This is a genomic window from Streptomyces sp. VNUA24 (assembly GCF_029167005.1).
Lineage (GTDB): Bacteria > Actinomycetota > Actinomycetes > Streptomycetales > Streptomycetaceae > Streptomyces > Streptomyces scabiei.
Window position 1 is genome coordinate 6,978,427 of the sequence record NZ_CP119143.1, and the last position, 24,382, is coordinate 7,002,808.

Consider the following 24,382-nt stretch of genomic DNA (forward strand, 5'->3'; position numbering starts at 1 on the left):
TCAGGAACCCGTCGGCTCGTGCACCGGCTCCCGGACCGCTTCGGCCCGCGCGGCCACGGCGACCGGAGCGGGTGCGGCGGTCGCACGGGCGCGGCGCACCGGGGCGCCGGACGCCGGCTGCTTGGGCGCCGGAACGGTCAGGGAGACGAGCAGGCCCAGGGCCAGGGCGGATACGGCGATCACCGCGATGCCCACGCCGGAACTCGTCTGGGACAGCAGCAGCATGGCGAGGGTGGACAAGATCACGGTGCAGGAACCGTAGGCGAGCTGTGCGGTCGTCGGACGAGGCATGGCAATCGTGTCCTCGGGTGGAGTCTCCCCGTGCCTCTCACGATGAAGGGGAGGGTGCGGATACGAATCAAAGGTGAAGCTGGCTGCCGACTTGGCTTTCACCGACTTCCGGCGCTCCGCCAATCGACTCTATTCGCCAGGGTGCCCGAGTGGAACGACAGGTAAGCGTGACCTGACACACGGTGCCGGGTGCACAGGGGGCGCACGGGTTCATGGCGTCCGGCAGGTGGACGCATATGCGCGCCTGTTCGAGAGATGTCTGGATGTTACACGTAACAGACGTATAACGAACAAGCGCTTCCCGTAGACGCCGATAATGCAATTGACCTGTCCAAGTCAAGATCTGTCTTTTCACTCGAAACTCCGGTCGAATGGCGTCACTTGACTACACGCGTATACCGCGCGCGGACTCCTCCACACAGGACCATCCTTTTCCGCGCGAAACGGACGCGGGGGAGGACCTCAAGTGACCAGTAGACCCTGGACGTCCAGAGCTGCGGCCATCGGTGTCGCGGTCGCCACGGCGGCGGCGACCCTGTCGGCCTTCACGGTGGCGCAGGCCGCCGACGGCGCACCGGCCGCGGCTGTGGACCGGCACGACCCGGCGGACCACGAGCACGCCGGCGAGCACGACCTCGACGGACCCCTGAGCAAAACTCAGGAGGCCCAGCGCGAGGAGGCCCTGAAGCAGGTCATAGCCGGCGAGGCCACGGTCAAGGACCGTGACGGCTCGCAGGTCGTGAAGCTGGACAGCAAGAAGGGCAAGAGCAAGTACGTCGAGCTCGGCCGCGAGAAGACCGACAAGATCTTCACGATCCTCGTCGAGTTCGGCGACCGGATCGACAGCCGCTACGGCGGCACGCCCGGCCCGCTGCACAACACGATCGCCGAGCCGGACCGGGCCAAGGACAACTCCACGGCCTGGCGGGCGGACTACGACCAGAAGTACTTCCAGGACCTCTACTTCGGCACCGGCAAGAACGACGAGTCGGTGAAGAAGTACTACGAGAAGCAGTCCTCGGGCCGCTACTCGGTCGAGGGCGAGGTCTCCGACTGGGTCAAGGTCCCCTACAACGAGGCCCGCTACGGCAACAACAAGTGCGGCCAGACCAACTGCTCCAGCGTGTGGAACGTGGTCAGCGACGGTCTCACGTCCTGGGTCGCCCAGCAGAAGGCGGCGGGGCGCACCGACGCGCAGATCAAGGCCGACGTCGCCGAGTTCGACCAGTGGGACCGCTACGACTTCGACGGCGACGGCGACTTCAACGAGCCCGACGGCTACATCGACCACTTCCAGGTCGTGCACGCCGGTGAGGACGAGTCCGCCGGCGGCGGCGCGCAGGGCACGGACGCCATCTGGGCCCACCGCTGGTACGCGTTCGGCACCGACGCGGGCGCGACCGGCCCGGCCGGCAACAAGCTCGGCGGCGCCAAGATCGGTGACACCGGCATCTGGGTCGGCGACTACACCGTCCAGCCCGAGAACGGCGGACTCGGCGTCTACGCCCACGAGTACGGCCACGACCTCGGTCTGCCGGACCACTACGACACCGCGGGCGGCGACAACTCCACCGGCTTCTGGACGCTGATGTCGTCCGGCTCCTGGCTGGGCACCGGCAAGGACGCCATCGGCGACCTGCCCGGCGACATGACCGCCTGGGACAAGCTGCAGCTGGGCTGGCTGGACTACGACACGGCGAAGGCGGCGACGAAGTCGCGGCACAAGCTGGGCGTCGCGGAGTACAACTCCAAGGACAAGCAGGCCCTCGTGGTCGAGCTGCCGAAGAAGGAGGTCTCCACCGAGATCGTCGTCCCGGCGCAGGGCTCGACCCAGTGGTGGAGCGGCAGCGGTGACGACCTCTCCAACACGCTGACCCGTTCCGTGGACCTGACGGGCAAGTCCTCGGCGGCGCTCACCCTCGACGGCTGGTACGACATCGAGGCCGAGTTCGACTACCTCTACACCGAGGTGTCGACCGACGGCGGCGCCAACTGGACCGCCGTCGACGGCACGGTGGACGGCGCGGCGATCCCGCGCGACGCCAGCGGCAAGCCCGCGCTGACCGGCTCCTCCGGCGCGTACAAGAAGCTGTCGTACTCCCTGAACGCCTACGCGGGCAAGAAGTTCGACCTCCGCTTCCGCTACCAGACGGACGGCGGCGTGGCCCCGAAGGGCTTCGCGGCCGACTCCATCGCGGTGACCGCCGACGGTTCCGTCCTCTTCTCGGACAACGCGGAGAGCGCGGACGCGGCCTGGACCGCCAAGGGCTTCTCCCGCGTGGGCGCGTCGATCACGGACGACTACGCCCAGTACTACATCGCCGAGAACCGTCAGTACGTGTCGTACGACGAGACCCTCAAGGTCGGCCCGTACAACTTCGGCTTCTCGACCACGCGTCCGGACTGGGTGGAGCACTTCCCGTACCAGACCGGTCTGTTGATCTGGAAGTGGGACACCTCGCAGGCGGACAACAACACCAGCGTCCACCCGGGCGCGGGTCTGGTCCTGCCGGTCGACGCGCACCCGGCGGCCCTGAAGTGGGCCGACGGCACGGTGATGCGCAGCCGCATCCAGGCGTACGACTCTCCGTTCAGCATCCACCGCACGGACGGTCTGACGCTGCACAAGGCCGACGTCCCGACGGTCATCCCGTCGTCCGCGGGTGTGTCCGTCTTCAACGACCGGACCAACACCTACTACGACGCGGCCACCCCGCTGGCCGGTGTCAAGATCACTGACACCAACACCAAGATCGAGATCGTCAAGGAGGCCGCGGACGGCTCCACGATGTCGGTCAAGGTCGGCCCCGCGGTGAAGTAGATCGCGTTTTCGCAGGTCAGAGCATGTTCGGCCGTGACCCCCTTGGCGGGTCGCGGCCGAACGTGTTTAGGTGCGTGCTGTGGCCTTCTTATTGACACTGACACGCACGGGGGTGTGACCTGCATGGCCGCAGGAGGTTTCTGCAAGCTGCCGGACGGCAATGTCGTCGTCGCCCTGAACCTGCCGGGGGTGACGGATCCGGGTGTGGTCCGGGCGCCGGCCGACGACGGCTCCGTACGGGTCCTGGTGCTGGCCGCGAACCGTGCCCGGGCCCTCACCCGGCTCCGCAACCTGGGCCTGCGGGCGATCTATCTCCGCGGCAACGCGGCGCCCCCGACCCCGGACGAGATCACGGCCGTCCTGCACCACCCCGACGGCCTCATATGGCGCACCTCACCGGTCTGCCCGGCCTCCACGACCCCGGAGCTGTGGCACCCGATCCGGGCGCTGCTGAGGAGGCCGACGGTGCGGGTGTGACCCCGGTGGCCCCTCCCGGGGCTCAGACCACCGGCTTGCCCGACAGCTCCACGCCCGCCTCCCGCAGCTCCTCCAGGGCCCGCTCCGTCGTCTCCTCGGCCACCCCGGCGGTCAGGTCCAGCAGTACCTGGGTGCGGAAGCCCTCCCGGGCGGCGTCCAGGGCGGTGGCCCGGACACAGTGGTCCGTGGCGATGCCGACGACGTCGACCTCGGTGATGTCGCGGGCGCGCAGCCAGTGAGCGAGGGTGACGCCGTTCTCGTCGGCGCCCTCGAAGCCGCTGTACGCCGCGGAGTACGCCCCCTTGTCGAAGACGGCGTCGACCGCGCCGGAGGCGATCACCGGGGCGAAGTTCGGGTGGAACCCGACCCCCTCCGTCCCGGCGACGCAGTGGGCGGGCCAGGAGTGGACGTAGTCGGGGTTGTCGGAGAAGTGGCCACCGGGGGCGATGTGGTGGTCACGGGTGGCCACCACGTGCTGGTAGCCCGGGCCGGCCGCCTGGCCGATCAGCTCGGTGACGGCGGCGGCCACATCGGCACCACCGGCCACCGCGAGACTGCCCCCCTCGCAGAAGTCGTTCTGTACATCGACGACGATCAAGGCGCGGCGCATGGTGTCGGTGTCCTTAGACTCTTCGGTGCTTCGGGGTGGATGGGATCGGCCGGGCTGGAGACTACGAACCTCCGAGCCTAGAGACTCCGGGGGCTGTTCGGGAGGGGGCATCCGGCGCTCGCCCGGTGCGCGGACCGGAGCACGCACCGGTCAAGCGGGCGCTCGGGGGCTCGGGGGAGAGCGCGCCGGACAGATTCACTCCGGCCCGCCCCCGCTGTGCGCCCGCCCGTGGTTCAGATGTACTCCGTCGGAAGGACCGCTTCCCCGCGCGACAGCTGCGTGGCCGACAGCGGCAGGTTCGACCGGGCGGCCACGTGCCGCGCGCGTACGGCGTCCAGGGGCTCCCGGGAGAGCACCCGGCCGTCCTTGATCAGCCGGACGAGCAGCTCGCGCTCCCGCAGTTCGTCGGGGACCGGCCCGGTGCCGATGACCTCGGCCTCCGCCACGCCGTGCGCGTCCAGCCGCCGGGCCGCCCACTTGCGGCCCCCCAGGGACGTCTTCCCGCCGCTGGACCTCTTCGCCACCGGCACCAGCGGGGCCGTGGGGTCCGCGGACTCGGCCCGGGCGACGAGCTTGTAGACCATCGAGCAGGTGGGGTGACCGGAGCCGGTCACCAGCTGGGTGCCGACGCCGTACGCGTCCACGGGCGCCGCCGCCAGCGAGGCGATGGCGTACTCGTCGAGGTCCGAGGTCACGATGATCCGGGTGTCCCGCGCGCCCAGCTCGTCCAGCTGCCGGCGCACCCGGTGGGCGACCAGGAGCAGATCACCGGAGTCGATGCGCACGGCGCCCAGCTCGGGCCCGGCGATCTCCACGGCGGTCCGGACGGCCTCGGCGACGTCGTAGGTGTCGACGAGCAGCGTGGTGTTCCGGCCGAGCGAGTCCACCTGGGCCCGGAAGGCGTCCCGCTCGCGGTCGTGCAGCAGGGTGAAGGCGTGGGCGCTGGTGCCGACCGTCGGGATGCCGTAGCGGAAGCCGGCGGCCAGGTCCGAGGTGGAGGTGAAGCCGCCGATGTACGCGGCGCGCGAGGCGGCCACGGCGGCCAGCTCGTGCGTGCGCCGGGCGCCCATCTCGATCAGCGGGCGCTCCCCGGCGGCGCTGGACATCCGGGAAGCGGCGGCCGCGATCGCCGAGTCGTGGTTGAGGACGGAGAGGATCACCGTCTCCAGCAGGACGCACTCGGCGAAGGTGCCCTCGACCCGCATGACCGGCGAGCCCGGGAAGTACACCTCGCCCTCCTGGTAGCCCCACACGTCCCCGGAGAAGCGGTAGCCGGCGAGCCAGTCGAGGGTCTCCGCGTTCACGATCGAGCGTTCGCGCAGGAAGCCGAGGACGGCAGGGTCGAACCGGAAGTTCTCGACCGCGTCCAGCACCCGTCCGGTTCCGGCCACCACGCCGTACCTGCGCCCCTCGGGCAGCCGCCGGGTGAAGACCTCGAACACCGAGCGCCGCTCGGCCGTACCCGCCTTCAGGGCGGCCTGCAGCATCGTGAGTTCGTACTGGTCCGTGAAGAGCGCGGTCGAGGGGACGTCGACCGGCAAACCGAGGTCCGCTGTGTTCATGGCAAGAGATCGTACTCCCATTTCGTCAATCTGACGATTTCTGGGTGGCCGTTTCTCATGCGCCCTGGTCGGAGGGCCGCATTTGTGCGGGCACCCCCCTGTGGTGGCAGCATGGGCGGTGTGACGGCAGCCGTTCCCATGGAGATCGAGAAGACCGAGTCGGCGGAGGAGACCTTCGCCGTACCCGAACCGGACGTCCCGTGGCTCACGATCGTCCACAACGACCCGGTGAACCTCATGAGCTACGTGACGTACGTCTTCCAGGCCTACTTCGGGTACTCGAAGGAGAAGGCCAACAAACTGATGCTCGACGTCCACCACAAGGGCCGCGCGGTCGTCTCCAGCGGATCACGCGAGGAGATGGAACGCGACGTGCAGGCCATGCACGGCTACGGTCTGTGGGCCACCCTCCAGCAGGACCGGAAGTAGCGACGCACCTGATGCCAGGACAATTCGAAGCGCTCCCCGGCGGCGGCGCGGCCGTCGCGCTCGACGAGGTCGAGATCTCCATCATCCGCTCGCTGGCGGTCCAGCTCCTGGAGCTGATCGGCCCCGGCCCCGCCGAGGACGCCGACGACGACCCGCTGGCCGAACTCTTCGCCGAGGGCCCGAGCGAGCCGCCCAAGGACCCCGTCCTGCAGCGGCTCTTCCCGGACGCCTACAGCGACCCCGAGGGCACCCCGTCGGCCCGGGAGGCGGAGGAGCAGCGGGCGTACTCCTCGGAGTTCCGCCGCTTCACCGAGAACGACCTGCGGGCCGGCAAGCGCGAGAAGGCCCTCGCGGTGATCCACTCCCTGGACGCGCTGTCCGCGACCGGGGAGGGCGGGGCCGTGCTGAAGCTGTCGGCGGAGGACTCCCGGCAGTGGCTCGGCTGCCTCAACGACCTGCGGCTCGCCATCGGCTCCCGGCTGGACGTCGTCGACGAGGAGGACACCGACCTCCTCTACCGCCTCCCCGACGAGGACCCGCGCAAGCCGATGGTGATGGCGTACCTGTGGCTGGGCGGCCTCCAGGACTCGCTCGTCGCGACGCTGATGCCCTGAGGGCGCCGCCGGCGCGAGGTCCCCGGGGGAGGTTCCGGGGGCCTCTCCACGCCCGCCGCACGGGCGTTCCACGTCTTCTCCACGGACGATCGGTGTTCGCTCAGAGGACACTCAAATCCGGATAACGATCGCGTCACCACGCCCGCGAGGGATGCCCTCGCGGGTGCTCTTTGTCCGCTTCTCCCTGTGCCGTGCGCCACAGAACAGGCGGTGGATCAAGGCCGCGACCGTGATAGATCTGCACGATCGCTCGACGGACGACACCCATGTCCGCTCGGGTGCGCCACCGGCCGACGACCGTCGGCCAGGCACGAGCGGGCTCGACGCAGAGCCCGCTCAGCTCCATCACATCCGGGGGGATCGGAACCCGATCCGGGGCCGACGAACGGCCCGGATCGGCCCAGCGTGGAGAAAGGCGCACAACACATGACCTCCGCTCAGGTCAACAACAACGGCGACGAAGCCGTACGCGACGACGCACCCGAAGAGGGGTACGAGCGCGGGCTCGGCAGCCGTCAGGTCCAGATGATCGCGATCGGCGGCGCCATCGGCGTCGGCCTCTTCCTGGGAGCCGGGGCGAACATCGCCAAGGCCGGACCCAGCCTGATCTTCATGTACGCCCTCGCCGGCGTCATCATCTTCTTCATCATGCGAGCCCTCGGCGAGCTGCTCCTGTACCGCCCGGTCTCCGGTTCCTTCGCGGAGTACTCCCGCGAGTTCCTCGGCCCGTTCTTCGGCTACTTCACCGGCTGGACGTACTGGCTGATGTGGGTCGTCACCGGCATGGCCGAACTCACGGCCGCCGCGATCTACGTCAACTACTGGTGGCCCGAGATCCCCCGATGGGTGACCGCACTGGTCTTCCTCGTGGTCCTCTTCGGCGCCAACCTGATCTCGGTGAAGCTCTTCGGCGAGATCGAGTTCTGGTTCTCGATGGTCAAGGTCACCGCCCTGCTCGGCATGATCGTGATCGGCCTCGGCGTCCTCACCTTCGGCTTCAGCAGCGCCGGCGACACCGCCGCGGTCTCCAACCTGTGGGCCTTCGACGGCTTCTTCCCCAAGGGCGTCGGCTCGTCCCTGATGACCCTCCAGGGCGTGATGTTCGCCTACCTCGCCGTCGAACTCGTCGGCGTCACGGCCGGTGAGTCGGAGAACCCCGAGAAGACCCTCCCCAAGGCCATCAACACCCTGCCCTGGCGGATCGCGCTCTTCTACGTCGGTGCGCTCACCGTCATCCTGTGCGTGGTGAAGTGGACCGAGTTCGCGCCCGGCGTGAGCCCCTTCGTCGCCGCCTTCGCCAAGATCGGCATCCCGGCGGGCGCCGGCATCGTCAACTTCGTGGTGCTGACGGCTGCCCTGTCCTCCTGCAACTCGGGCATGTACTCCACCGGCCGCATGCTGCGCACCCTCGCGGACAACGGGGAGGCCCCCAAGGCGTTCAGCAGGCTGTCGTCGACGAAGACCCCGGCGTTCGGCATCACCGTCTCCGTGCTCTTCATGGGCATCGGCGTGATCCTGAACTACATCGTCCCGGAGAAGGCGTTCGGCTACGTCGTCTCGGTCGCCACCGCCGCCGGCATCTGGACCTGGCTGATGATCCTGATCAGCCACGTCCTGTACCGCCGCGGTGTGGACGCCGGCCGCCTGCCCGCCTCGTCCTTCCCGGCCCCGGGCGGCGCGAAGTGCAGCTGGGTCGCCATCGTCTTCCTGCTCTTCGTCACCGGCCTCATCGCCTACGACGCCGACTCCCGCGTCTGCCTCTACGTGATGGCGGGCTGGGCGGCCGCCCTGGGCATCGGCTGGGCCGTGCTCAAGAGCCGCAACCCCGGGATCACCGAGCGCCGCGACACGGAGTTCGAGAAGGTCGGCTGACCGGAACACGCCGGGGTCCCCGAGGCCCCGGTCCCGGCATGTGGGCTGTTCCGTACCACCCCCCGGTACGGAACAGCCCTTCTGCTTATCCTGGCGACCATGCTGACCATCACCCAGGACCTCGTCGACCGGATCGTCGCCCACGCGCGCAAGGACCACCCCGACGAGGCGTGCGGCGTCGTCGCCGGGCCGGCGGGCTCGGACCGCCCCGAGCGGTTCGTCCCGATGCTGAACGCGGCCATGTCGCCCACGTTCTACGAGTTCGACTCCGGCGACCTGCTCCGGCTCTACCGCGAGATGGACGACCGCGACGAGGAGCCGGTGGTCATCTACCACTCCCACACCGCCACCGAGGCCCACCCGTCCCGCACCGACATCTCCTACGCCAACGAGCCCGGCGCCCACTACGTCCTCGTCTCGACCGCCGACACCGACGGTCTCGGCGAGTTCCAGTTCCGCTCGTTCCGGATCGTCGAGGGCGAGGTGACCGAGGAGGAGGTGCGGATCGTGGCGGCGTACTGAACGACGGCACAGGACATTCGCGGCTACGGTGTTCCGTACGCACGCGCACGCACGGACGCGCCCAACTGCCCGCCACGGAGACGGCCTTGACTCGACAGACGCGACGACTGCCCGGCCGGCGCCCCACGCTCGACGACGTCGCACGCGGCTCCGGGGTCTCCAAGTCCACCGTGTCGCGGGTGATCAACGGCGAGGACAAGGTGCGGGCGGAGGTCGTCGAACGGGTCCGGGAGGTCATCGCCGAACTGGGCTACGTGCCGAACTCCGCCGCCCGCCAGCTCGTCACCCGCCGCAACAACGCCATCGCCGTCGTCGCGAGCCAGCCGCAGAACCGCCTCTTCATCGACCCCTTCTTCGACCTGCACCTGCGGGGCATCCGCAAGGAACTGGTCGCCCACGGGGCCCAGCCCGTCCTGCTCTTCCTGGAGGAGCCCGAGGAGTATCCGCGCGTCGGCGACTTCCTGGGCGGCGGCCACGTCGACGGCGCCCTGCTGTTCTCCCTGCGGGCCGACGACCCGCTGCCCGGCATGATCGACCGGCTCGGCCTGCCCGCCGTCTTCGGCGGCCGGCCGATGCTCCGCGACGGCGAACCCGTCCACGACCGCGTCTTCGTCGACGCCGACAACCGGGGCGGTGCCCGCGAGGCCGTCCGCCATCTGCTCGCGCTGGGCCGGGAACGCGTCGCGACGATCACCGGCCCGGTGGAGCGGGAGGCGTCCGCCTTCGACCGCCTGGACGGCTACCGGGACCTCCTGCCGGACGCGCCGCCGCGGATGATCGAGCACTCCGACTACACACGGCACGGCGGGGTCACCGCCATGACCGCGCTCCTGGACCGCTGCCCCGCCCTGGACGCCGTCTTCGTCGCCTCCGACCTGATGGCCTCCGGCGCGCTCCAGGTGCTGCGCGAGCGCGGACGCCGGGTGCCGGAGGACGTGGCCGTCGTCGGCTTCGACGACCTCACGCCCATCGCCGAGCACACCGACCCGCCGCTCACCACCGTGCACCAGGACATCGAGGGCATGGGCCGGCTGATGGCCCGGCTGCTGTTCAGCACGGAGGACCTGGCGGGCACGGGGGCGCGGAGCACGGGGAGCCTCCCGTCCTCGGTGGTCACCCCCACACGGCTGGTCGTCCGGCAGTCGGCCTGACCCGGCGTCCGACGGGCCCGCCCCCTCCTCCGTTCCGCTCCCGGTCTCACTCTCCGGCCCGAATCCGTCCGGCATGTGGGATCACATTCCGGGACCCGGACCGGGAATCGATACGATGAGCCCATGGTTCTTGACGACGTGAGCGAGAAGACGCCGGGCGCACTGCTCGTGGCGCGGCTGCACGTCGACCTGTGCAGGCTTGCCAGCGCCATCTGTTGACGCCGATTCCTGCCGCCGTACGGCCGTGAGCCGCGGCGTCCCTCCCTGTGTGACCACGCACTTCGCGCTGCCGCGCGCCACCGACCACCACTTCCGACAGGAGCCGCACACCATGGCCATCGAGGTCCGCATCCCCACCATCCTCCGCCAGTACACCGACGGTCAGAAGGCGGTGGAGGGGGCCGGTGCCACCCTCGCCGAGCTGTTCACCGACCTCGAGAGCCGTCACACGGGCATCCACGCCCGGATCGTGGACGGCGGTGAACTGCGCCGCTTCGTCAACGTCTACCTCAACGACGAGGACGTCCGCTTCCTGGAGGGCATCAACACCAAGCTGTCCGACGGCGACAACGTGACGATCCTGCCGGCGGTGGCCGGCGGCATGGCCTGATCACCCATGCGCTACGACTCCCCGCTGGCCGCGGTGGGCAACACCCCCCTGGTGTGCCTGCCGCGGCTGTCGCCGTCCGCCGACGTCCGCATCTGGGCGAAGCTGGAGGACCGCAATCCCACGGGTTCGGTCAAGGACCGGCCCGCCCTGCACATGATCGAGCAGGCGGAGAAGGACGGACGTCTGACGCCCGGCTGCACGATCCTGGAGCCCACCTCGGGCAACACGGGCATCTCCCTGGCCATGGCGGCGAAGCTCAAGGGCTACCGCATGGTCTGCGTCATGCCCGAGAACACCTCCCAGGAGCGGCGTGAGCTGCTCGCCATGTGGGGCGCCGAGATCATCCCGTCCCCGGCGGCGGGAGGCTCCAACACCGCCGTCCGCGTGGCCAAGGAGCTGTCCGCCGAGCACCCCGACTGGGTGATGCTCTACCAGTACGGCAACCCCGACAACGCGGGCGCCCACTACGCGACGACCGGTCCGGAGATCCTCGCGGACCTGCCCTCCATCACCCACTTCGTCGCGGGCCTCGGCACCACCGGGACCCTGATGGGCGTGGGCCGCTTCCTGCGCGAACAGAAGCCGGACGTCAGGATCGTCGCCGCCGAGCCGCGCTACGACGACCTCGTCTACGGGCTGCGCAACCTCGACGAGGGGTTCGTGCCGGAGCTGTACGACGCGTCCGTGCTGACCACCCGGTTCTCCGTCGGTTCGGCCGACGCGGTGACCCGCACGCGGGAGCTGCTGCAGCAGGAGGGGATCTTCGCGGGCGTCTCCACGGGGGCCGCGCTGCACGCGGCGATCGGGGTCGGGAACAAGGCGGTGAAGTCCGGGGAGCCGGCCGACATCGTGTTCGTCGTCGCCGACGGCGGCTGGAAGTACCTGTCGACGGGCGTCTACACGGCGGCGACGACGGAAGAGGCGATCGAGACGTTGCAGGGGCAGCTCTGGGCGTGAGCGCGCGGCGGTGCGGGGTCGGGTGGGGTGCGGGTCCGGGTGCGTTCTTCGGGTGCGGGTGAGTGGGGGCTGGTCGCGCAGTTCCCCGCGCCCCTGAAAAGCAGGGGCTGCGCCCCGTGCTTTTCAGCGCCGACACCGGCCGCCTTCAGGCCCGCAGGGCCGTTGCTTTTCAGGCCCGCAGGGCCTGGGTTTTCAGGGGCGCGGGGAACTGCGCGAGAAGCCCCACCCACCCGCACCCGAAGAACCGCCGGTGTCTCACTTCGACAGGTGGCGGACCCGGTCCCACACGTCCGGGTCCGCCTCGCCCACCCGGCGGCGGAAGTCGCGCAGGCGGACGTCCCGCAGCTCGTCCGTCTCCAGATAACTCGCGCGGCCCCGCGCGTCACCGACCGCGCCCGGGGGCAGCGGGATCACGCCGGGCCGTCCGTCACGGTGGCGACTGGTGATCTTGGCGACCCGGGCACGGTTCCCGCGTACCGCCAGCACGAGACAGGGCCGGTCCTTCTCCCCGGGCCCGTCCTCGAAGGGCACGCTCGCCCACCAGATCTCGGCGGGCCGGGGCCGCGGTACCGCCCCGCGCACCCGCTCGGGGCGCCCCGGCGGCCGCGTCCGCCCGCCGCGCCGCGGCGGTCGCCGCGAACGTCCCCACCCGTCGACCACCGCGGCGAGCAGGGCCAGCACCACCACGGCCGCGAGCGCCGGCCACCATGACGTGTCCATAGCGACGACGGTACCGGCGCGCACGACGCACCATCCGCCCCCGCGCGCACTCCCGCGCTCATGGTCACCGCCGCACCCCGGCCCACGCTCGCCCCAACGGCCCTATGACCAGCCGAACCGGTGACACCACAGGTGAGTTCGCCCACAACGGCCCCTGGCGGAGGAGCGACCCACCCTTTTGCGCCTTACGCTCGACGGACCGCACCACTCTCGTTGCACCCACGCCCGAACTTCGCAACCCCGCCAACTGCAATCTGCAATCCGCAACCCGTCTGCACGTCACGACCGGCAAGACACGACTGACACGACACGACTGTCACGACTTCACGCCAGCGCGGAGGTTCCGCTCTTATGAAGCTCACCGTCGTCGGCTGCTCGGGGTCGTTCCCGTCCGCGGAATCGGCCTGTTCGAGCTACCTCGTAGAGGCCGACGGCTTCCGGCTGCTCCTCGACATGGGCAACGGTGCCCTCGGCGAGCTGCAGCGCCACTGCGGTCTCTACGACCTCGACGCGATCTTCCTCAGCCATCTGCACGCCGACCACTGCATCGACATGTGCGCGTACTTCGTCGCACGCTACTACCGCCACGACGGCGGCCGCTGCGACCCCATCCCGGTCTACGGCCCGGAGGGCACCGAGCAGCGCCTGACCACGGCCTACGCCGACACCCCGTCCGCCTCCTCCATGAGCGAGGTCTTCGACTTCCACACGGTCAAGCCGGGCACGTTCGAGATCGGCCCCTTCACCGTCCACACGGAGCGGGTCGCCCACCCCGTCGAGGCGTACGGCATCCGGATCGAGCACGGCGGCCGGGTCCTGACGTACTCCGGGGACACCGGTGTCACCGACACCCTGGACGAACTGGCGCGCGACGCCGACCTGTTCCTGTGCGAGGCCGCCTTCACGCACGGCAAGGAGAACATCCCGGACCTCCATCTCAACGGCCGCGAGGCCGGGGAGACGGCCGCCCGCGCGGGCGCCCGGCGGCTCGTGCTCACGCACGTCCCGCCGTGGACCGACCCGCAGGTCAACCTCGTCGACGCCCGCGCGGTGTACGACGGCCCGGTCGAGCTGGCGGTGCCCAGGGTGTCGTACGAGATCTGAGGCCGGTACGCGAACGGCGGCGGGCCCCCGGGAGCGACACGCTCCGGGGGCCCGCCGCCGTTCGGCTGCCGCGGCTCACGCCTTCGTGAGGTCCTCCACCTCCTCCTCGGGCTCACGGCCCGGCGTCGGCAGGTTGAACCTGGTGATGGCGAAGCGGAAGACGACGTAGTAGATCGCGCCGAACGCCAGACCGATCGGGATGATCAGCCAGGGCTTGGTGGCCAGGTTCCAGTTGAGGCCGTAGTCGATGGCGCCCGCGGAGAACGTGAAGCCCGCGTGGACACCGAGCGCCCAGGTGACCGCCATCGAGACGGCGGTGAGCACCGCGTGGATCACGTACAGCAGCGGGGCGATGAACATGAACGAGAACTCGATCGGCTCGGTCACACCGGTCACGAAGGAGGTCAGCGCGAGCGAGATCATCATGCCCATCACGGCCTTGCGGCGCTCGGGGCGAGCGGAGTGCGCGATCGCGATCGCGGCGGCCGGCAGACCGAACATCATGATCGGGAAGAAGCCCGACATGAACTGACCGGCGGTCGGGTCACCCGCGAAGAAGCGGTTCAGGTCACCGTGCACGACGGCGCCGGCGGAGTTGGTGAAGTCGCCGATCTGGAACCAGGAGACGGTGTTGACGAACTGGTGCATGCCGATCGGGATCAGCGCGCGGTTGATCAGACCGAACAGACCGGCACCCACCGAGCCCAGCCCGGTGATCCACTCGCCGGCGTCGGAGATGACCCCACCGATGGGCTCCCAGACCAGACCGAAGAAGACGCCCATCGCGGTACCGACGAAGGCCATGATGATCGGGACGAGCCGGCGGCCGTTGAAGAAGCCGAGCCAGTCCACCAGCTGCTTGCGGTGGTAGCGCTGCCACAGCACGGCGGAGAGCAGGCCCATGAGGATGCCGCCGAGGACACCCGGGTTGTTGTAGGTCGCGGCCGCGTCGGCGCCGGCCTGCACCTTGGCCTCGGTGACGGGGAACGCCTTCAGGACGTTGCTGTAGACCAGGAAGCCGACCAGGGCGGCCAGCGCGGTCGAGCCGTCCGACTTCTTGGCGAAACCGATCGCGACACCGATACAGAACAGCATCGGCAGGTTGTCGAAGATGGCGCCACCGGCCGTGGCGAAGACCGCCGTGACCTTGTCGGGCAGGTTCAGCTTCTCCTGTACGTCGGCCTGGCCGAGGCGGAGCAGGATGCCCGCCGCCGGCAACACGGCGATGGGCAGCTGCAGGCTGCGGCCGACCTTCTGCAGGCCCTGGAAAAGACCGGATCCCCACTTCCTCGCGGGGGCCGCCGTTGGCGCGGTGGCAGTGCTCATGGACTTCCTCCATCGGGTGGTGGTCTACACCACTCAGTGGTGTAGACCTGTTGTAGCAGATGGGGGACGGGATCAGGAACCCTCGATTCCTGGCGGAATTCCGAGCCGCCCACGAACGGTCCCGGGCCGCTCACGGGCTGCTCGCGCGGGTCGCGGTGCGTGGGCAGGTCTGCGGGCGGGGCCTACCCGCCGAGCGCGCGCAGCGGCTCGATCAACGTCCGCACCGCGAACCCGGCACCGCCGTAAGGGACTTCGGTGAAGTCCTGGAGGAAGAGCGCGGCCTGCACGGTGTCCCCGTGCCGGTGCGAACAGTTCACCCGCTCCGCCACGGCGGACCGCGGATGGCGGCGCTCATGGGCGAGCAGCGGCAGCCGGCAGAACGACTCGGCCGGGCGGTTGACGAGGTCGCGGGCGAGACACGCGGCCTCGGCGGCGGCCAGGCCCTCGGCGGCCGCCCGCCCCTCGCCGGTCACCACGACCGCCTCGGCCGGCGGTCTCGCGGCCCGGGCGGAGGTGGTCGTCGTGGCGGTACGGGCCCAGCGCCGCGCCCTCGGCCACGGCCCGGGCGCGGTCGGCCGCCGGGACCCCGCCGTCGTCGGCCGGGGCGAGCTCCGCCCGCAGCGTGCGGGCGACGGCCCGCCCAGGCCCTCGGCGGCCGCCCGCCCCTCGCCGGTCACCACGACCGCCTCGGCCGGCGGTCTCGCGGCCCGGGCGGAGGTGGTCGTCGTGGCGGTACGGGCCCAGCGCCGCGCCCTCGGCCACGGCCCGGGCGCGGTCGGCCGCCGGGACCCCGCCGTCGTCGGCCGGGGCGAGCTCCGCCCGCAGCGTGCGGGCGACGGCCCGCCCAGGCCCTCGGCGGCCGCCCGCCCCTCGCCGGTCACCACGACCACTTCGGCCGGCGGTCTCGCGGCCCGGGCGGAGGTGGCCGTCGTAGCGGTACGGGCCCAGCGCCGCGCCCTCGGCCACGGCCCGGGCGCGGTCGGCCGCCGGGACCCCGCCGTCGTCGGCCGGGGCGAGCTCCGCCCGCAGTGTGCGGGCGACGGCCCGCGGCCCGTACCGTGGCCGCCGCCGCGGTACGGAACGCGGCGGCCGTGGTCGCGCCCGCCGGCCCCGGGCCCACGTTCAGCACCACCGCGCTTCCGTCCGTGGACGGCTCGGCGACCACCTGCCCGGGACGCGCCACGAAACCCCGGCGGCGATCGAAGGCGCCGACGGCCGCCCCGGTGTGCCGGCCGTACGCGACGACGTCGGCCGGGCGGTCCGCCGGGCGGGCGGTGACGTCTTCGGCGACGACCCGGGTCATGCGGTCATACGCGCTCGTACCGGGTGCCCGACTCGTCGCGCCGCAGCAGCTCCTCGTCCACGAGCGCCCTGCGCAGGGTGACCCAGTCGTCGAACCACTGCCCGCAGATCGCGTTGACCTTGGCCTCCGTGTAGGTGACCCCGGACTCGAAGGAGTCGGCCACGACGGTGAGGACCCGGGTGCGGATCTCCGCCTTGCCGGGGATCGACGTCAGCCGCCCCTTGCGGAAGTAGGCCCCCGCGCCGTCACCGCCGCCCCGTCCGGAGATCCGTACCTCCGCCTGGACGGCAAGCCGGAAGGTGTCCTCGATCAGCCGGTAGGCGCGCGCGTCGGCGTCGTACGCGGCGATCCGCCCGTCGACGAGCTTGCTCAGGGCCGCCGCGGCCGCCGCCGGGCGCAGCCCCGCCCGCTCGGCCACCTCGGCCGCGGAGGTCGCGCCGAGCGCGAGGGCGGCGAAGGCGTCACGCCGGTCGGTCTGGGCGAGGACGCCGATCAGATCGCGGCAGGACGGCGGCAGGTCCTGGGCGCGGGGCCGGTCCGCGGAGGGAATCCGGTCCTCGGTGGAGGCCGTGGTCATGGTGAGCCACCTTCCGGGTCGTGGCGCGGCGTTGTACGGGCGCTGTGCACGGTGATCCTCTACGGGTACCGCACGGCCCCCCGGTCACCGCAATCGGGAAACGCCGTACGCGGCCGATTACGGCAACTCGAATCACCGTAGGAGTGGGAATTGCGCGAGTCAAAGGTTCACCAAATCACTGGAATAGGTTGGCCGAAAACATTCGTCCGGCATCCCGGGAGATGGGTGGAGGTGCAGGTGAGAGGCATGATGGACGGCTCAGGCGATCGCACTGTACGGTGTATGGTGCTCCCTGCTCCATGATGTGCTCCAAGTCGGGAAAGATGCCGGAGCGGACTGTCCGGTCGAGCGGATAAGACGCTCTCGTCGGCTTTACCATGCGCTCGCCCATGTGCCATGGAAAAGCGTTTTCCGCCGACCCTGATTCTGTGCTCGGAGAGGCGAGAGGTCGCGTGAAGATTTCCCTGACCGGCCCGGCGGAGACACCGCCGGCGCCGCCCTGTGCCCGCGCGCTCGACGCCCGGCCCGTACATCCCCTGCTCGGTGACCCCATCGCGGCCGAACTCGTCGTCCGCATCGACTAGCCCCAGGCCCCCCGACCGGAATGCCCCGATGCTGCCGCTCTACCTGATCTCCCACGGCCTGTCCCTGCTGGGCAACACCGTGGCCTCCCTCGCCCTGCCCTGGCTGGTGCTGCTGCGCACCGGGGACGCCGCCGCGGTCGGACTCGTCGCCGCCGCGAGCGCGCTGCCGATGCTGCTGTCGGCCGTCGCCGGAGGCGTACTCATCGACCGGGCCGGCCGCCGGCGCCTCTCCGTCGGCGCCGACCTCGCCTCCGCGGCCTGCGTCGCCGCGCTCCCCGTCGTCGACGGCCTGCTCGGCCTCACCGTCGTCTGGTTCGTCGTCCTCGGAGTCGCCGGCGCCGTCTTCGACGTCCCCGGCATGACCGCCCGCGAGGCCCTCGCACCGGACATCGCCGAAGCCACCGGCATCGGCATGGAACGCCTCGCCGGACTCCGCGAGAGCATCGCCGGCGGCGTCGTGATCCTCGCCCCGGCCGCCGCCGGCGGACTGATCATGCTCGTCGACCCGGCGGCCGTCCTCTGGCTCACCGCCGGCTGCTCGGCCCTCGCCGCCCTCGTCACCCTCGCCCTGCCCCGGACCATCGGCGCCCGGAGCGCCGGCCCCACCCCGGGCGAGAACACCGGCCTGCGCGCCGACCTCGGCCGCGGACTCGACGTCCTGTGCGCCGACCGCGTCCTCACCACCGTCACCCTGGTCTCGGCCGGCAGCGTCGCCGTCCTCGCCCCCCTGCAGAACCTGGTGCTCCCCGTCCACCTCGTGGGCGAGGACTCACCCGGCGGCTTCGGCGTCCTCGTCTCCCTCCTCGCTGTCGGCGGCATCGCGGGCGCCGGCCTCTACGCCGCCCTCGGCACCCGCTGGTCGCGCCGCACCGTCTTCGCCGTCGCCCAGCTCACCTCCACGATCGGCGTCGCCGGGCTCGCGCTCCTGCCCCCGGTGCCCGTCATGTGGGCGGCCGCCGTCCTGGCCGGGGCCGGCGCGGGCCCCCTGCCCGCCCTCTTCCTGGTCCTCGTCACCGAACGCATCCCGGAGGAGGTGCGCGGGCGCGTCCTCGGCCTCCAGAACGCCGTGTCCATGACCGCCGTCCCGCTCGGCACCCTCGCCGCGGGGCTCGCCGTGGACGGCATCGGCCTCCGGCGGACCGGCGTGCTCCTCGCCGCCGCGTGGTGCCTGGTCACCCTCGCGATCCTGACCCTGCCCGCCCCGCGGAACCTGGACACGGACCGGGCCGCCCCCGCGGCCCCCGGCACCCCGGGCACCCCCGACACCGGATCCACCGTGCCCGGCCAGGGATCCGAGACCGCCGAGTCGACACACGGCTGAGCCGCGGGTGCGTTTGGCGACCCGATCCCCAGTGGTGTAGACCAGTCGCGGACGGTCCCGCAGACTGTCCGCGTACGGTTCCGCACCCCGATCCGCCGGGGAAGACAGGGAGAGTGGCCATGGCCAGCAAGGCTGAGAAGATCGTCGCCGGACTCGGCGGCCTCGACAACATCGAAGAGGTCGAGGGCTGCATCACGCGCCTGCGCACCGAGGTCCGCGACCCCTCCCTCGTGGACGACGCCGCCCTCAAGGCCGCCGGCGCCCACGGCGTCGTCAAGATGGGCACCGCGATCCAGGTCGTCATCGGCACGGACGCCGACCCCATCGCCGCGGAGATCGAGGACATGATGTGAGCCACGCGCGGCCACGGCAGGGCCCCTTCTCCCGGACCGCCGGGGGAGGGGGCCCCTCCGTATGTGCCGATAGGCTCAGCGCCATGTCTCGAATCGACGGCCGCACCCCCGAACAGCTCCGCCCGGTCACCATCGAACGCGGGTGGAGCAAGCACGCCGAGGGCTCCGTCCTCGTCTCCTTCGGCGACACGAAGGTCTTCTGCACCGCCTCCGTCACCGAAGGCGTCCCCCGCTGGCGCAAGGGCAGCGGCGAGGGCTGGGTCACCGCCGAGTACTCCATGCTGCCCCGCGCCACCAACACCCGCGGCGACCGCGAGTCCGTACGCGGCAGGATCGGCGGCCGCACCCACGAGATCTCCCGCCTCATCGGCCGCTCCCTGCGCGCCGTCATCGACTACAAGGCGCTCGGCGAGAACACCATCGTCCTGGACTGCGACGTCCTCCAGGCCGACGGCGGCACCCGCACCGCCGCCATCACCGGCGCGTACGTCGCCCTGGCCGACGCCGTGACCTGGGCCCAGGGCAAGAAGCTGATCAAGGCCAACCGCCAGCCGCTCACCGGCACCGTCTCGGCCGTCTCCGTCGGCATCGTCGGCGGCGTCCCCCTCCTCGACCTCCGCTACGAGGAGGACGTCAAGGCCGACACCGACATGAACGTCGTCTGCACCGGCGACGGCCGCTTCGTCGAGGTCCAGGGCACCGCCGAGGCCGAGCCGTTCGCCCGCGAGGAACTCAACTCCCTGCTCGACCTGGCCGTTTCGGGCTGCACGGAGCTGGCCCTCCTGCAGCGCAAGGCGCTTGATACGGTCCTCGAAAGGTAAAGGGCACCCCAAGAGGCCGGCCGCCGCCGGCAACCACGGCGGCCCCGGCCGCGTCCTTGCCCATACGGGCGCACGGCACACCACCGTGCGCCCGGCCACACGGCGACAGCCGTACCCGGGGCCGTGAGCCCTGCCACCAGGAGGAGGACCGTTCCATGGCCGCGAGCCGCCGACGCCGCACGACCGCCATCGCCGGAGCCGTAGCTGCCGTCGCCCTGACCGCCGGGCTCACCACCGGCTGCGACGCCGTGAACAAGGCCCTGGACTGCGTCCAGACCGCCGACGCCATCGCCCGGAGCGTGGACGACCTCCAGCAGGCCGTACAGAACGCGGCGGACGACCCCACGCAGCTGGAGGAGTCCCTCGCCTCCATCGACAAGAGCCTCGACGACATCGGCGACAAGACCGACAACACCGACGTCAACAAGGCCGTCGACTCGCTGCAGAAGGCCGTCACCGACACCCGCACCGCCGTGGAGAACGGCGACGCCACCCCCGACATCAGCGGCATCACGGACGCCGCGGGCGAGCTGACGAAGGTCTGCACCTCGTAACGGCCCCCGGGAGCGGGTGGCGATACTGGTGGGCATGACCCGCCTGATCCTCGCCACCCGCAACGCCGGCAAGCTCACCGAGCTGAAGGCCATCCTCGCCGACGCGGGCCTCGCCCACGACCTCGTCGGCGCGGACACCTACCCCGACATCCCCGACGTCCGGGAAACCGGCGTCACCTTCGCCGAGAACGCCCTGCTGAAGGCCCACGCCCTGGCCCGCGCCACCGGCTTCCCCGCCATCGCCGACGACTCCGGCCTCTGCGTCGACGTCCTGGGCGGCGCCCCCGGCATCTTCTCCGCCCGCTGGGCCGGCCGCCACGGCGACGACAAGGCCAACCTCGACCTCCTGCTCGCCCAGCTCGGCGACATCGCCGACGAACACCGGGGCGCCCACTTCAACTGCGCCGCCGCCCTGGCCCTGCCGGACGGCACGGAACGGGTGGTCGAGGGACAGCTGCGGGGGACCCTCCGCCACACCCCGACCGGCACCGGCGGCTTCGGCTACGACCCGATCCTCCAGCCGGACGGCGACACCCGCACCTGCGCGGAACTGACCGCGGAGGAGAAGAACGCGATCAGCCACCGGGGGAAGGCGTTCCGGGGGCTGGTGCCGGTGCTGCGGGAGCTGTTGGGCTGAGGTGCGGCGAGTCGGAAAATCCAGCCTGCGATAGTCACAAGCCGGATCTTCGAAGTGAAGGTGAGTGCGGCCTGAGGGATTCGAACCCTCACGGGATTACTCCCATCGCGCCCTAAACGCGAGGCGTCTGCCAGTTCCGCCAAGGCCGCCAGCTGCCCGTCGTCGAGTATGACGGGCGGCTGCAAGTGTACGGTGATCGACGCCTATCCGGCGAGTGGCCTTCGCTGCTTCTGCCGGCACCACGTGTCTGTCAACGCGTGGCAGTTCGGGCACAGGTACCGCAAGTTCTCCTGGCGGTTGTCGTGCCAGTCACCATTGACGTGGTCGATCTGCAGGGTGATCCGGCGTCCCAGCCATTCACCGGTGCTGCCGCAACTTGCGCACGCGTACGACACTCCGACCTCGGTCAGGGCTCGGTGTAGTTGGGCCCTGTTTGTTCGTCCCGCATGTGCGGGCAGGACGACGAGCACGCGGTGGGCCGTCGGTGTGGGGGCCGGCCTGTCCGGCTTGCCCCAGGCACGGCGCTTGAAGTGGCTGGTGTCGATTCCCAGGCGCGCCGCAGTGCGTCGCACGCGTCGATGGTTGGTGTCGTCGACAACCAGACCAAGGCCACGCATGACGTCGGCGTAGCTGGATGCCTGGGGGATCAGCGTGCGAAGTGCTGCCTCGTCAATTGGGGCACGGGTGTAGGTGAAGTGCTTGATGTCAATGTGCTGCTCGCGCAACATGCGGAGCAGTGTGGCGCGCGAACGGCTGTCGTCCGGAATGTTCAGTGCGCGCGCTACCCCGCGCACGCTGTGCGCTGTGGCTGCGGCGGCGCTCAACTCCTCGGCGGTGAAGGGCAGGTCCAGCTCGGTGCGGTCGATACCAGGGAAGTGGCTGATGTTGATTCCCGCTGCGTCGATGCGGCGCCGGATATGGGAAAGCGTGCCGGTGGCCGGAGTGGCGCCGAGCTTCAGTGCCAGCTCGCGCAGCGAGGAGGATGAGGCTGCGGCTTCGGCAATGGCGGCGTCCGGGTACTTGCGCCACGGGCTTCGCTTGGCGAAGTGGCTCGTGTCGAGTCCGTGGCGTGCCACTTTCTCCTGGAGCGCGCGCCGTTGCCCTCCACTTGCCCTGAGTTCGAGCCTTCGCATCAGGTCGGTCCAGTTGCGAGCTTCTGCGACGGCTGGTGCGAGCCGCTCCTCGCTGTAAACGCTGTCCCCCATGAAACCCCTCGACTTCCGGCCACCTGTTCGTGGCTCGTACGGAGTAACGAGCCGCTCATCGGACAGTCACGTCCGGAATGCGGAACGGCTCGTGCCGGGGGTCCGGTACGAGCCGTTCGCGGGTGGGCGGGCAGGTGGGCTCAGATGCCCAGGTCCTTGATGATCTTCGCTACGTGGCCCGTCGCGCGGACGTTGTAGAGGGCGTGGGAAACCTTGCCCTCCTCGTCGACGATGATCGTGGAGCGGATGACGCCCATGTAGGTCTTGCCGTAGTTCTTCTTCTCGCCGAAGGCGGCGTAGGCGTCGAGGACCGTTTTGTCCACGTCGCCGAGAAGGGTGACCTTCAGGGACTCCTTCTCGCGGAACTTGGCCAGCTTCTCGGGCTTGTCGGGGGAGATGCCGATGACGTCGTACCCGGCGTCCGCGAGGAGCTCCAGGTTGTCGGTGAAGTCGCAGGCCTGCTTGGTGCAGCCGGGGGTCAGGGCGGCCGGGTAGAAGTAGACGATGACCTTGCGGCCCTTGTGGTCGGACAGGGACACCTCGTTGCCGTCGGCGTCCGGGAGGGTGAAGGCGGGGGCCACGTCGCCGGGCTGGAGTCGCTCGCTCATCGGTCCAGCGTAATGGCGGGCCCTGACGGTGCGGTGCCGGGTGGAGCTGACAGACTGTCCGTGACGAAGAGATTTCACCGACAACCGACAACGGGAGGCCGCGCGGTGGCGGAGACCTCGGACATCAGAACCCCGGCCGAGATCGAGGCGGACATCAAGCGCCGCCGCGACAACCTCGCCGAGACGCTCGACGAGATCGGCGTCCGCGTGCACCCCCGGACGATCGTGGGCGACGCCAAGGCCAAGGTCGTCTCGAACATCGACCACACCCTCGGCAAGGCGTACGTCTCCGTCAACCGTGCGGTCAGCGACGTCAGGGGCCAGTTCGTCGACCAGGACGGGGCGCCCCGGGTGGAGCGCATCGTGCCCGTCGCCCTCGTGGTCGTCGGCGTCGTCGGTCTCCTCGCGCTCGGGACCCGGCGCCGCAGGGCCTGACGCGAACCGGGACGCGAACCGGGACGCGGGCGGGGACGAGGACGGGGACGGAGCAGGTAGGTTCGAGGCGTGAGCGAGAAGACCCAGCACGACGACAAGCTGCCCATCCGGATGCTGCACGACCGTGTGCTCGTACGGCAGGACACCGCCGAGGGCGAGCGGCGTTCCGGCGGCGGCATCCTGATCCCCGCGACGGCGGCGGTCGGCCGGCGCCTCGCCTGGGCCGAGGTCGTGGCGGTCGGCCAGAACGTCCGGACCGTGGAGCCCGGCGACCGTGTCCTGTACGACCCCGAGGACCGCGCCGAGGTCGAGGTCCGGGGCGTCGCCTACGTCCTGATGCGCGAGCGCGACCTGCACGCCGTGGCCGCGGACCGCTTCGAGGGGTCGGAGGACTCCACGGGCCTGTATCTCTGAGCACCCCTGGGTGATCTTCGAATCATTGCCTTCACAGGTGTGGGGGGCTGGTGACCATGGTCACCAGCCCCCCACACCTGTGTTTTGCTACCTTTGAGATACCCGACGAGACGCGCCGTACCGGGACCCGCAAAGACGACGCACCCCCGATTCCCCTATGGATCACGGAGGTGCCTCATGGCCTGGGTTCTGCTGGTCGTCGCCGGACTGCTGGAGGTCGGCTGGTCGGTCGGGATGAAGTACACCGACGGTTTCACCCGGCCCCTGCCCAGCGTCCTCACCGGCGCCGGCATCGTCGCCAGCATGCTGCTGCTCTCCCACGCCGCCAGGACGCTGCCCATCGGTACCGCGTACGGCGTGTGGGTGGGGATCGGCGCGGCCGGGGCGGCGGTGTTCGGCATGGTGTGGCTGGGGGAGCCGGCCACCGCCGCCCGGATCTTCTTCGTGTGTCTGCTGCTCGTGGCCGTGGTGGGGTTGAAGGCCACCTCCGGCCACTGAGCAGCC

29 protein-coding genes, 1 tRNA gene and 1 riboswitch are annotated in these 24,382 nt (G+C 70.6%); of the genes, 20 read left to right on the forward strand and 10 right to left on the reverse strand.

Annotated features, from left to right (window positions below; all coding sequences use genetic code 11):
* Positions 1 to 291: a hypothetical protein gene (locus PYR72_RS29830; protein ID WP_275458146.1), complete on the reverse strand. Its 291-nt coding sequence runs from the start codon at positions 289 to 291 to the stop codon at positions 1 to 3.
* Positions 292 to 757: 466 nt separating this feature from the next.
* Between PYR72_RS29830 and PYR72_RS29835 the strand changes: the two genes are divergently transcribed.
* Both PYR72_RS29835 and PYR72_RS29840 read left to right on the forward strand, forming a co-directional pair.
* Entirely contained in the window at positions 758 to 3,112 is a 2,355-nt protein-coding gene (locus PYR72_RS29835; protein WP_275458147.1) for an immune inhibitor A domain-containing protein, read from the forward strand.
* Between the two features lie 123 nt (positions 3,113 to 3,235).
* Positions 3,236 to 3,589: a hypothetical protein gene (locus PYR72_RS29840; protein WP_275458148.1), complete on the forward strand. Its 354-nt coding sequence runs from the start codon at positions 3,236 to 3,238 to the stop codon at positions 3,587 to 3,589.
* A gap of 22 nt (positions 3,590 to 3,611) precedes the next feature.
* On the opposite strand, the gene PYR72_RS29845 is transcribed toward PYR72_RS29840, so the two are convergent.
* Together PYR72_RS29845 and PYR72_RS29850 are read right to left on the reverse strand one after the other, a co-directional pair.
* Complete coding sequence (locus PYR72_RS29845; RefSeq protein WP_275458149.1) at positions 3,612 to 4,199, reverse strand: isochorismatase family protein; 588 nt, start codon at positions 4,197 to 4,199, stop codon at positions 3,612 to 3,614.
* A 233-nt stretch (positions 4,200 to 4,432) separates the two neighbouring features.
* Positions 4,433 to 5,761, reverse strand: coding sequence for a nicotinate phosphoribosyltransferase (locus tag PYR72_RS29850; RefSeq protein ID WP_275458150.1), 1,329 nt, complete (start codon positions 5,759 to 5,761; stop codon positions 4,433 to 4,435).
* Between the two features lie 111 nt (positions 5,762 to 5,872).
* Between PYR72_RS29850 and clpS the strand changes: the two genes are divergently transcribed.
* From clpS to PYR72_RS29885, 8 genes are all read left to right on the forward strand, one after another.
* A complete protein-coding gene (gene clpS, locus PYR72_RS29855; protein WP_013003244.1) occupies positions 5,873 to 6,190 on the forward strand; it encodes an ATP-dependent Clp protease adapter ClpS in 318 nt (105 codons plus the stop codon).
* 11 nt (positions 6,191 to 6,201) lie between these two features.
* Entirely contained in the window at positions 6,202 to 6,804 is a 603-nt protein-coding gene (locus PYR72_RS29860) for a DUF2017 domain-containing protein (protein ID WP_275458151.1), read from the forward strand.
* A 426-nt stretch (positions 6,805 to 7,230) separates the two neighbouring features.
* Positions 7,231 to 8,676 (forward strand): amino acid permease, encoded by a 1,446-nt coding sequence (locus PYR72_RS29865; RefSeq protein ID WP_275458152.1) that lies wholly within the window; start codon positions 7,231 to 7,233, stop codon positions 8,674 to 8,676.
* A 99-nt stretch (positions 8,677 to 8,775) separates the two neighbouring features.
* Positions 8,776 to 9,198, forward strand: coding sequence for a M67 family metallopeptidase (locus tag PYR72_RS29870; protein WP_059081243.1), 423 nt, complete (start codon positions 8,776 to 8,778; stop codon positions 9,196 to 9,198).
* Between the two features lie 86 nt (positions 9,199 to 9,284).
* On the forward strand, positions 9,285 to 10,349 hold the full coding sequence (locus PYR72_RS29875) for a LacI family DNA-binding transcriptional regulator (RefSeq protein WP_275458153.1): 1,065 nt from the start codon (positions 9,285 to 9,287) through the stop codon (positions 10,347 to 10,349).
* Positions 10,350 to 10,472: 123 nt separating this feature from the next.
* Entirely contained in the window at positions 10,473 to 10,568 is a 96-nt protein-coding gene (locus PYR72_RS42990) for a putative leader peptide (RefSeq protein WP_309474684.1), read from the forward strand.
* Between the two features lie 112 nt (positions 10,569 to 10,680).
* Entirely contained in the window at positions 10,681 to 10,959 is a 279-nt protein-coding gene (locus PYR72_RS29880; RefSeq protein ID WP_013003250.1) for a MoaD/ThiS family protein, read from the forward strand.
* A 6-nt stretch (positions 10,960 to 10,965) separates the two neighbouring features.
* Positions 10,966 to 11,916 (forward strand): cysteine synthase, encoded by a 951-nt coding sequence (locus PYR72_RS29885; protein ID WP_013003251.1) that lies wholly within the window; start codon positions 10,966 to 10,968, stop codon positions 11,914 to 11,916.
* Between the two features lie 255 nt (positions 11,917 to 12,171).
* Here PYR72_RS29885 and PYR72_RS29890 read toward each other — a convergent pair whose 3' ends face one another.
* Positions 12,172 to 12,636, reverse strand: coding sequence for a type II toxin-antitoxin system PemK/MazF family toxin (locus PYR72_RS29890; RefSeq protein WP_275458154.1), 465 nt, complete (start codon positions 12,634 to 12,636; stop codon positions 12,172 to 12,174).
* A gap of 351 nt (positions 12,637 to 12,987) precedes the next feature.
* Here PYR72_RS29890 and PYR72_RS29895 point away from each other — a divergent pair, with 351 nt between their 5' ends.
* Entirely contained in the window at positions 12,988 to 13,740 is a 753-nt protein-coding gene (locus PYR72_RS29895) for an MBL fold metallo-hydrolase (protein ID WP_059081246.1), read from the forward strand.
* A 75-nt stretch (positions 13,741 to 13,815) separates the two neighbouring features.
* Here PYR72_RS29895 and PYR72_RS29900 read toward each other — a convergent pair whose 3' ends face one another.
* The 3 genes from PYR72_RS29900 to PYR72_RS29910 all read right to left on the reverse strand — a co-directional run bounded on the left by PYR72_RS29900 (position 13,816) and on the right by PYR72_RS29910 (position 16,946).
* Positions 13,816 to 15,066, reverse strand: coding sequence for a PTS transporter subunit EIIC (locus PYR72_RS29900; RefSeq protein ID WP_275458155.1), 1,251 nt, complete (start codon positions 15,064 to 15,066; stop codon positions 13,816 to 13,818).
* A 182-nt stretch (positions 15,067 to 15,248) separates the two neighbouring features.
* Positions 15,249 to 15,947, reverse strand: coding sequence for a hypothetical protein (locus PYR72_RS29905; RefSeq protein WP_275458156.1), 699 nt, complete (start codon positions 15,945 to 15,947; stop codon positions 15,249 to 15,251).
* A gap of 426 nt (positions 15,948 to 16,373) precedes the next feature.
* Positions 16,374 to 16,946, reverse strand: coding sequence for a DUF2087 domain-containing protein (locus tag PYR72_RS29910; protein WP_275458157.1), 573 nt, complete (start codon positions 16,944 to 16,946; stop codon positions 16,374 to 16,376).
* A gap of 452 nt (positions 16,947 to 17,398) precedes the next feature.
* On the opposite strand from PYR72_RS29910, the gene PYR72_RS29915 reads away from it, so the two are divergent.
* The 6 genes from PYR72_RS29915 to rdgB all read left to right on the forward strand — a co-directional run bounded on the left by PYR72_RS29915 (position 17,399) and on the right by rdgB (position 21,216).
* On the forward strand, positions 17,399 to 17,530 hold the full coding sequence (locus PYR72_RS29915) for a hypothetical protein (RefSeq protein WP_275458158.1): 132 nt from the start codon (positions 17,399 to 17,401) through the stop codon (positions 17,528 to 17,530).
* A gap of 28 nt (positions 17,531 to 17,558) precedes the next feature.
* Positions 17,559 to 18,851 (forward strand): MFS transporter, encoded by a 1,293-nt coding sequence (locus PYR72_RS29920; protein WP_275458159.1) that lies wholly within the window; start codon positions 17,559 to 17,561, stop codon positions 18,849 to 18,851.
* 119 nt (positions 18,852 to 18,970) lie between these two features.
* Positions 18,971 to 19,204 (forward strand): PTS glucose/sucrose transporter subunit IIB, encoded by a 234-nt coding sequence (locus PYR72_RS29925; protein ID WP_037729483.1) that lies wholly within the window; start codon positions 18,971 to 18,973, stop codon positions 19,202 to 19,204.
* Positions 19,205 to 19,287: 83 nt separating this feature from the next.
* On the forward strand, positions 19,288 to 20,025 hold the full coding sequence (rph, locus tag PYR72_RS29930) for a ribonuclease PH (protein WP_275458160.1): 738 nt from the start codon (positions 19,288 to 19,290) through the stop codon (positions 20,023 to 20,025).
* A 155-nt stretch (positions 20,026 to 20,180) separates the two neighbouring features.
* Positions 20,181 to 20,579: a hypothetical protein gene (locus PYR72_RS29935; protein ID WP_275458161.1), complete on the forward strand. Its 399-nt coding sequence runs from the start codon at positions 20,181 to 20,183 to the stop codon at positions 20,577 to 20,579.
* Between the two features lie 34 nt (positions 20,580 to 20,613).
* Entirely contained in the window at positions 20,614 to 21,216 is a 603-nt protein-coding gene (rdgB, locus tag PYR72_RS29940) for an RdgB/HAM1 family non-canonical purine NTP pyrophosphatase (RefSeq protein WP_275458162.1), read from the forward strand.
* A 65-nt stretch (positions 21,217 to 21,281) separates the two neighbouring features.
* Here the strand turns inward: rdgB and PYR72_RS29945 are convergent.
* From PYR72_RS29945 to bcp, 3 genes are all read right to left on the reverse strand, one after another.
* A tRNA-Leu gene (locus PYR72_RS29945) sits at positions 21,282 to 21,365 on the reverse strand.
* A gap of 54 nt (positions 21,366 to 21,419) precedes the next feature.
* The gene (locus tag PYR72_RS29950; protein WP_275458163.1) at positions 21,420 to 22,421 is read right to left on the reverse strand and encodes an HNH endonuclease; all 1,002 of its coding nucleotides are present in this window, start codon (positions 22,419 to 22,421) and stop codon (positions 21,420 to 21,422) included.
* 140 nt (positions 22,422 to 22,561) lie between these two features.
* Positions 22,562 to 23,029: a thioredoxin-dependent thiol peroxidase gene (gene bcp, locus PYR72_RS29955; protein WP_059081262.1), complete on the reverse strand. Its 468-nt coding sequence runs from the start codon at positions 23,027 to 23,029 to the stop codon at positions 22,562 to 22,564.
* A gap of 105 nt (positions 23,030 to 23,134) precedes the next feature.
* Here bcp and PYR72_RS29960 point away from each other — a divergent pair, with 105 nt between their 5' ends.
* The 3 genes from PYR72_RS29960 (at position 23,135) to PYR72_RS29970 (ending at position 24,376) form a co-directional block, all read left to right on the forward strand.
* Positions 23,135 to 23,464 (forward strand): DUF3618 domain-containing protein, encoded by a 330-nt coding sequence (locus tag PYR72_RS29960; RefSeq protein ID WP_013003272.1) that lies wholly within the window; start codon positions 23,135 to 23,137, stop codon positions 23,462 to 23,464.
* A gap of 69 nt (positions 23,465 to 23,533) precedes the next feature.
* Positions 23,534 to 23,878, forward strand: coding sequence for a co-chaperone GroES (locus tag PYR72_RS29965; protein WP_005486682.1), 345 nt, complete (start codon positions 23,534 to 23,536; stop codon positions 23,876 to 23,878).
* A gap of 77 nt (positions 23,879 to 23,955) precedes the next feature.
* A riboswitch (guanidine-III (ykkC-III) riboswitch) is annotated at positions 23,956 to 24,023 on the forward strand.
* Between the two features lie 32 nt (positions 24,024 to 24,055).
* On the forward strand, positions 24,056 to 24,376 hold the full coding sequence (locus PYR72_RS29970; RefSeq protein ID WP_013003274.1) for a multidrug efflux SMR transporter: 321 nt from the start codon (positions 24,056 to 24,058) through the stop codon (positions 24,374 to 24,376).
* The last annotated feature ends 6 nt before the right edge of the window (positions 24,377 to 24,382 follow it).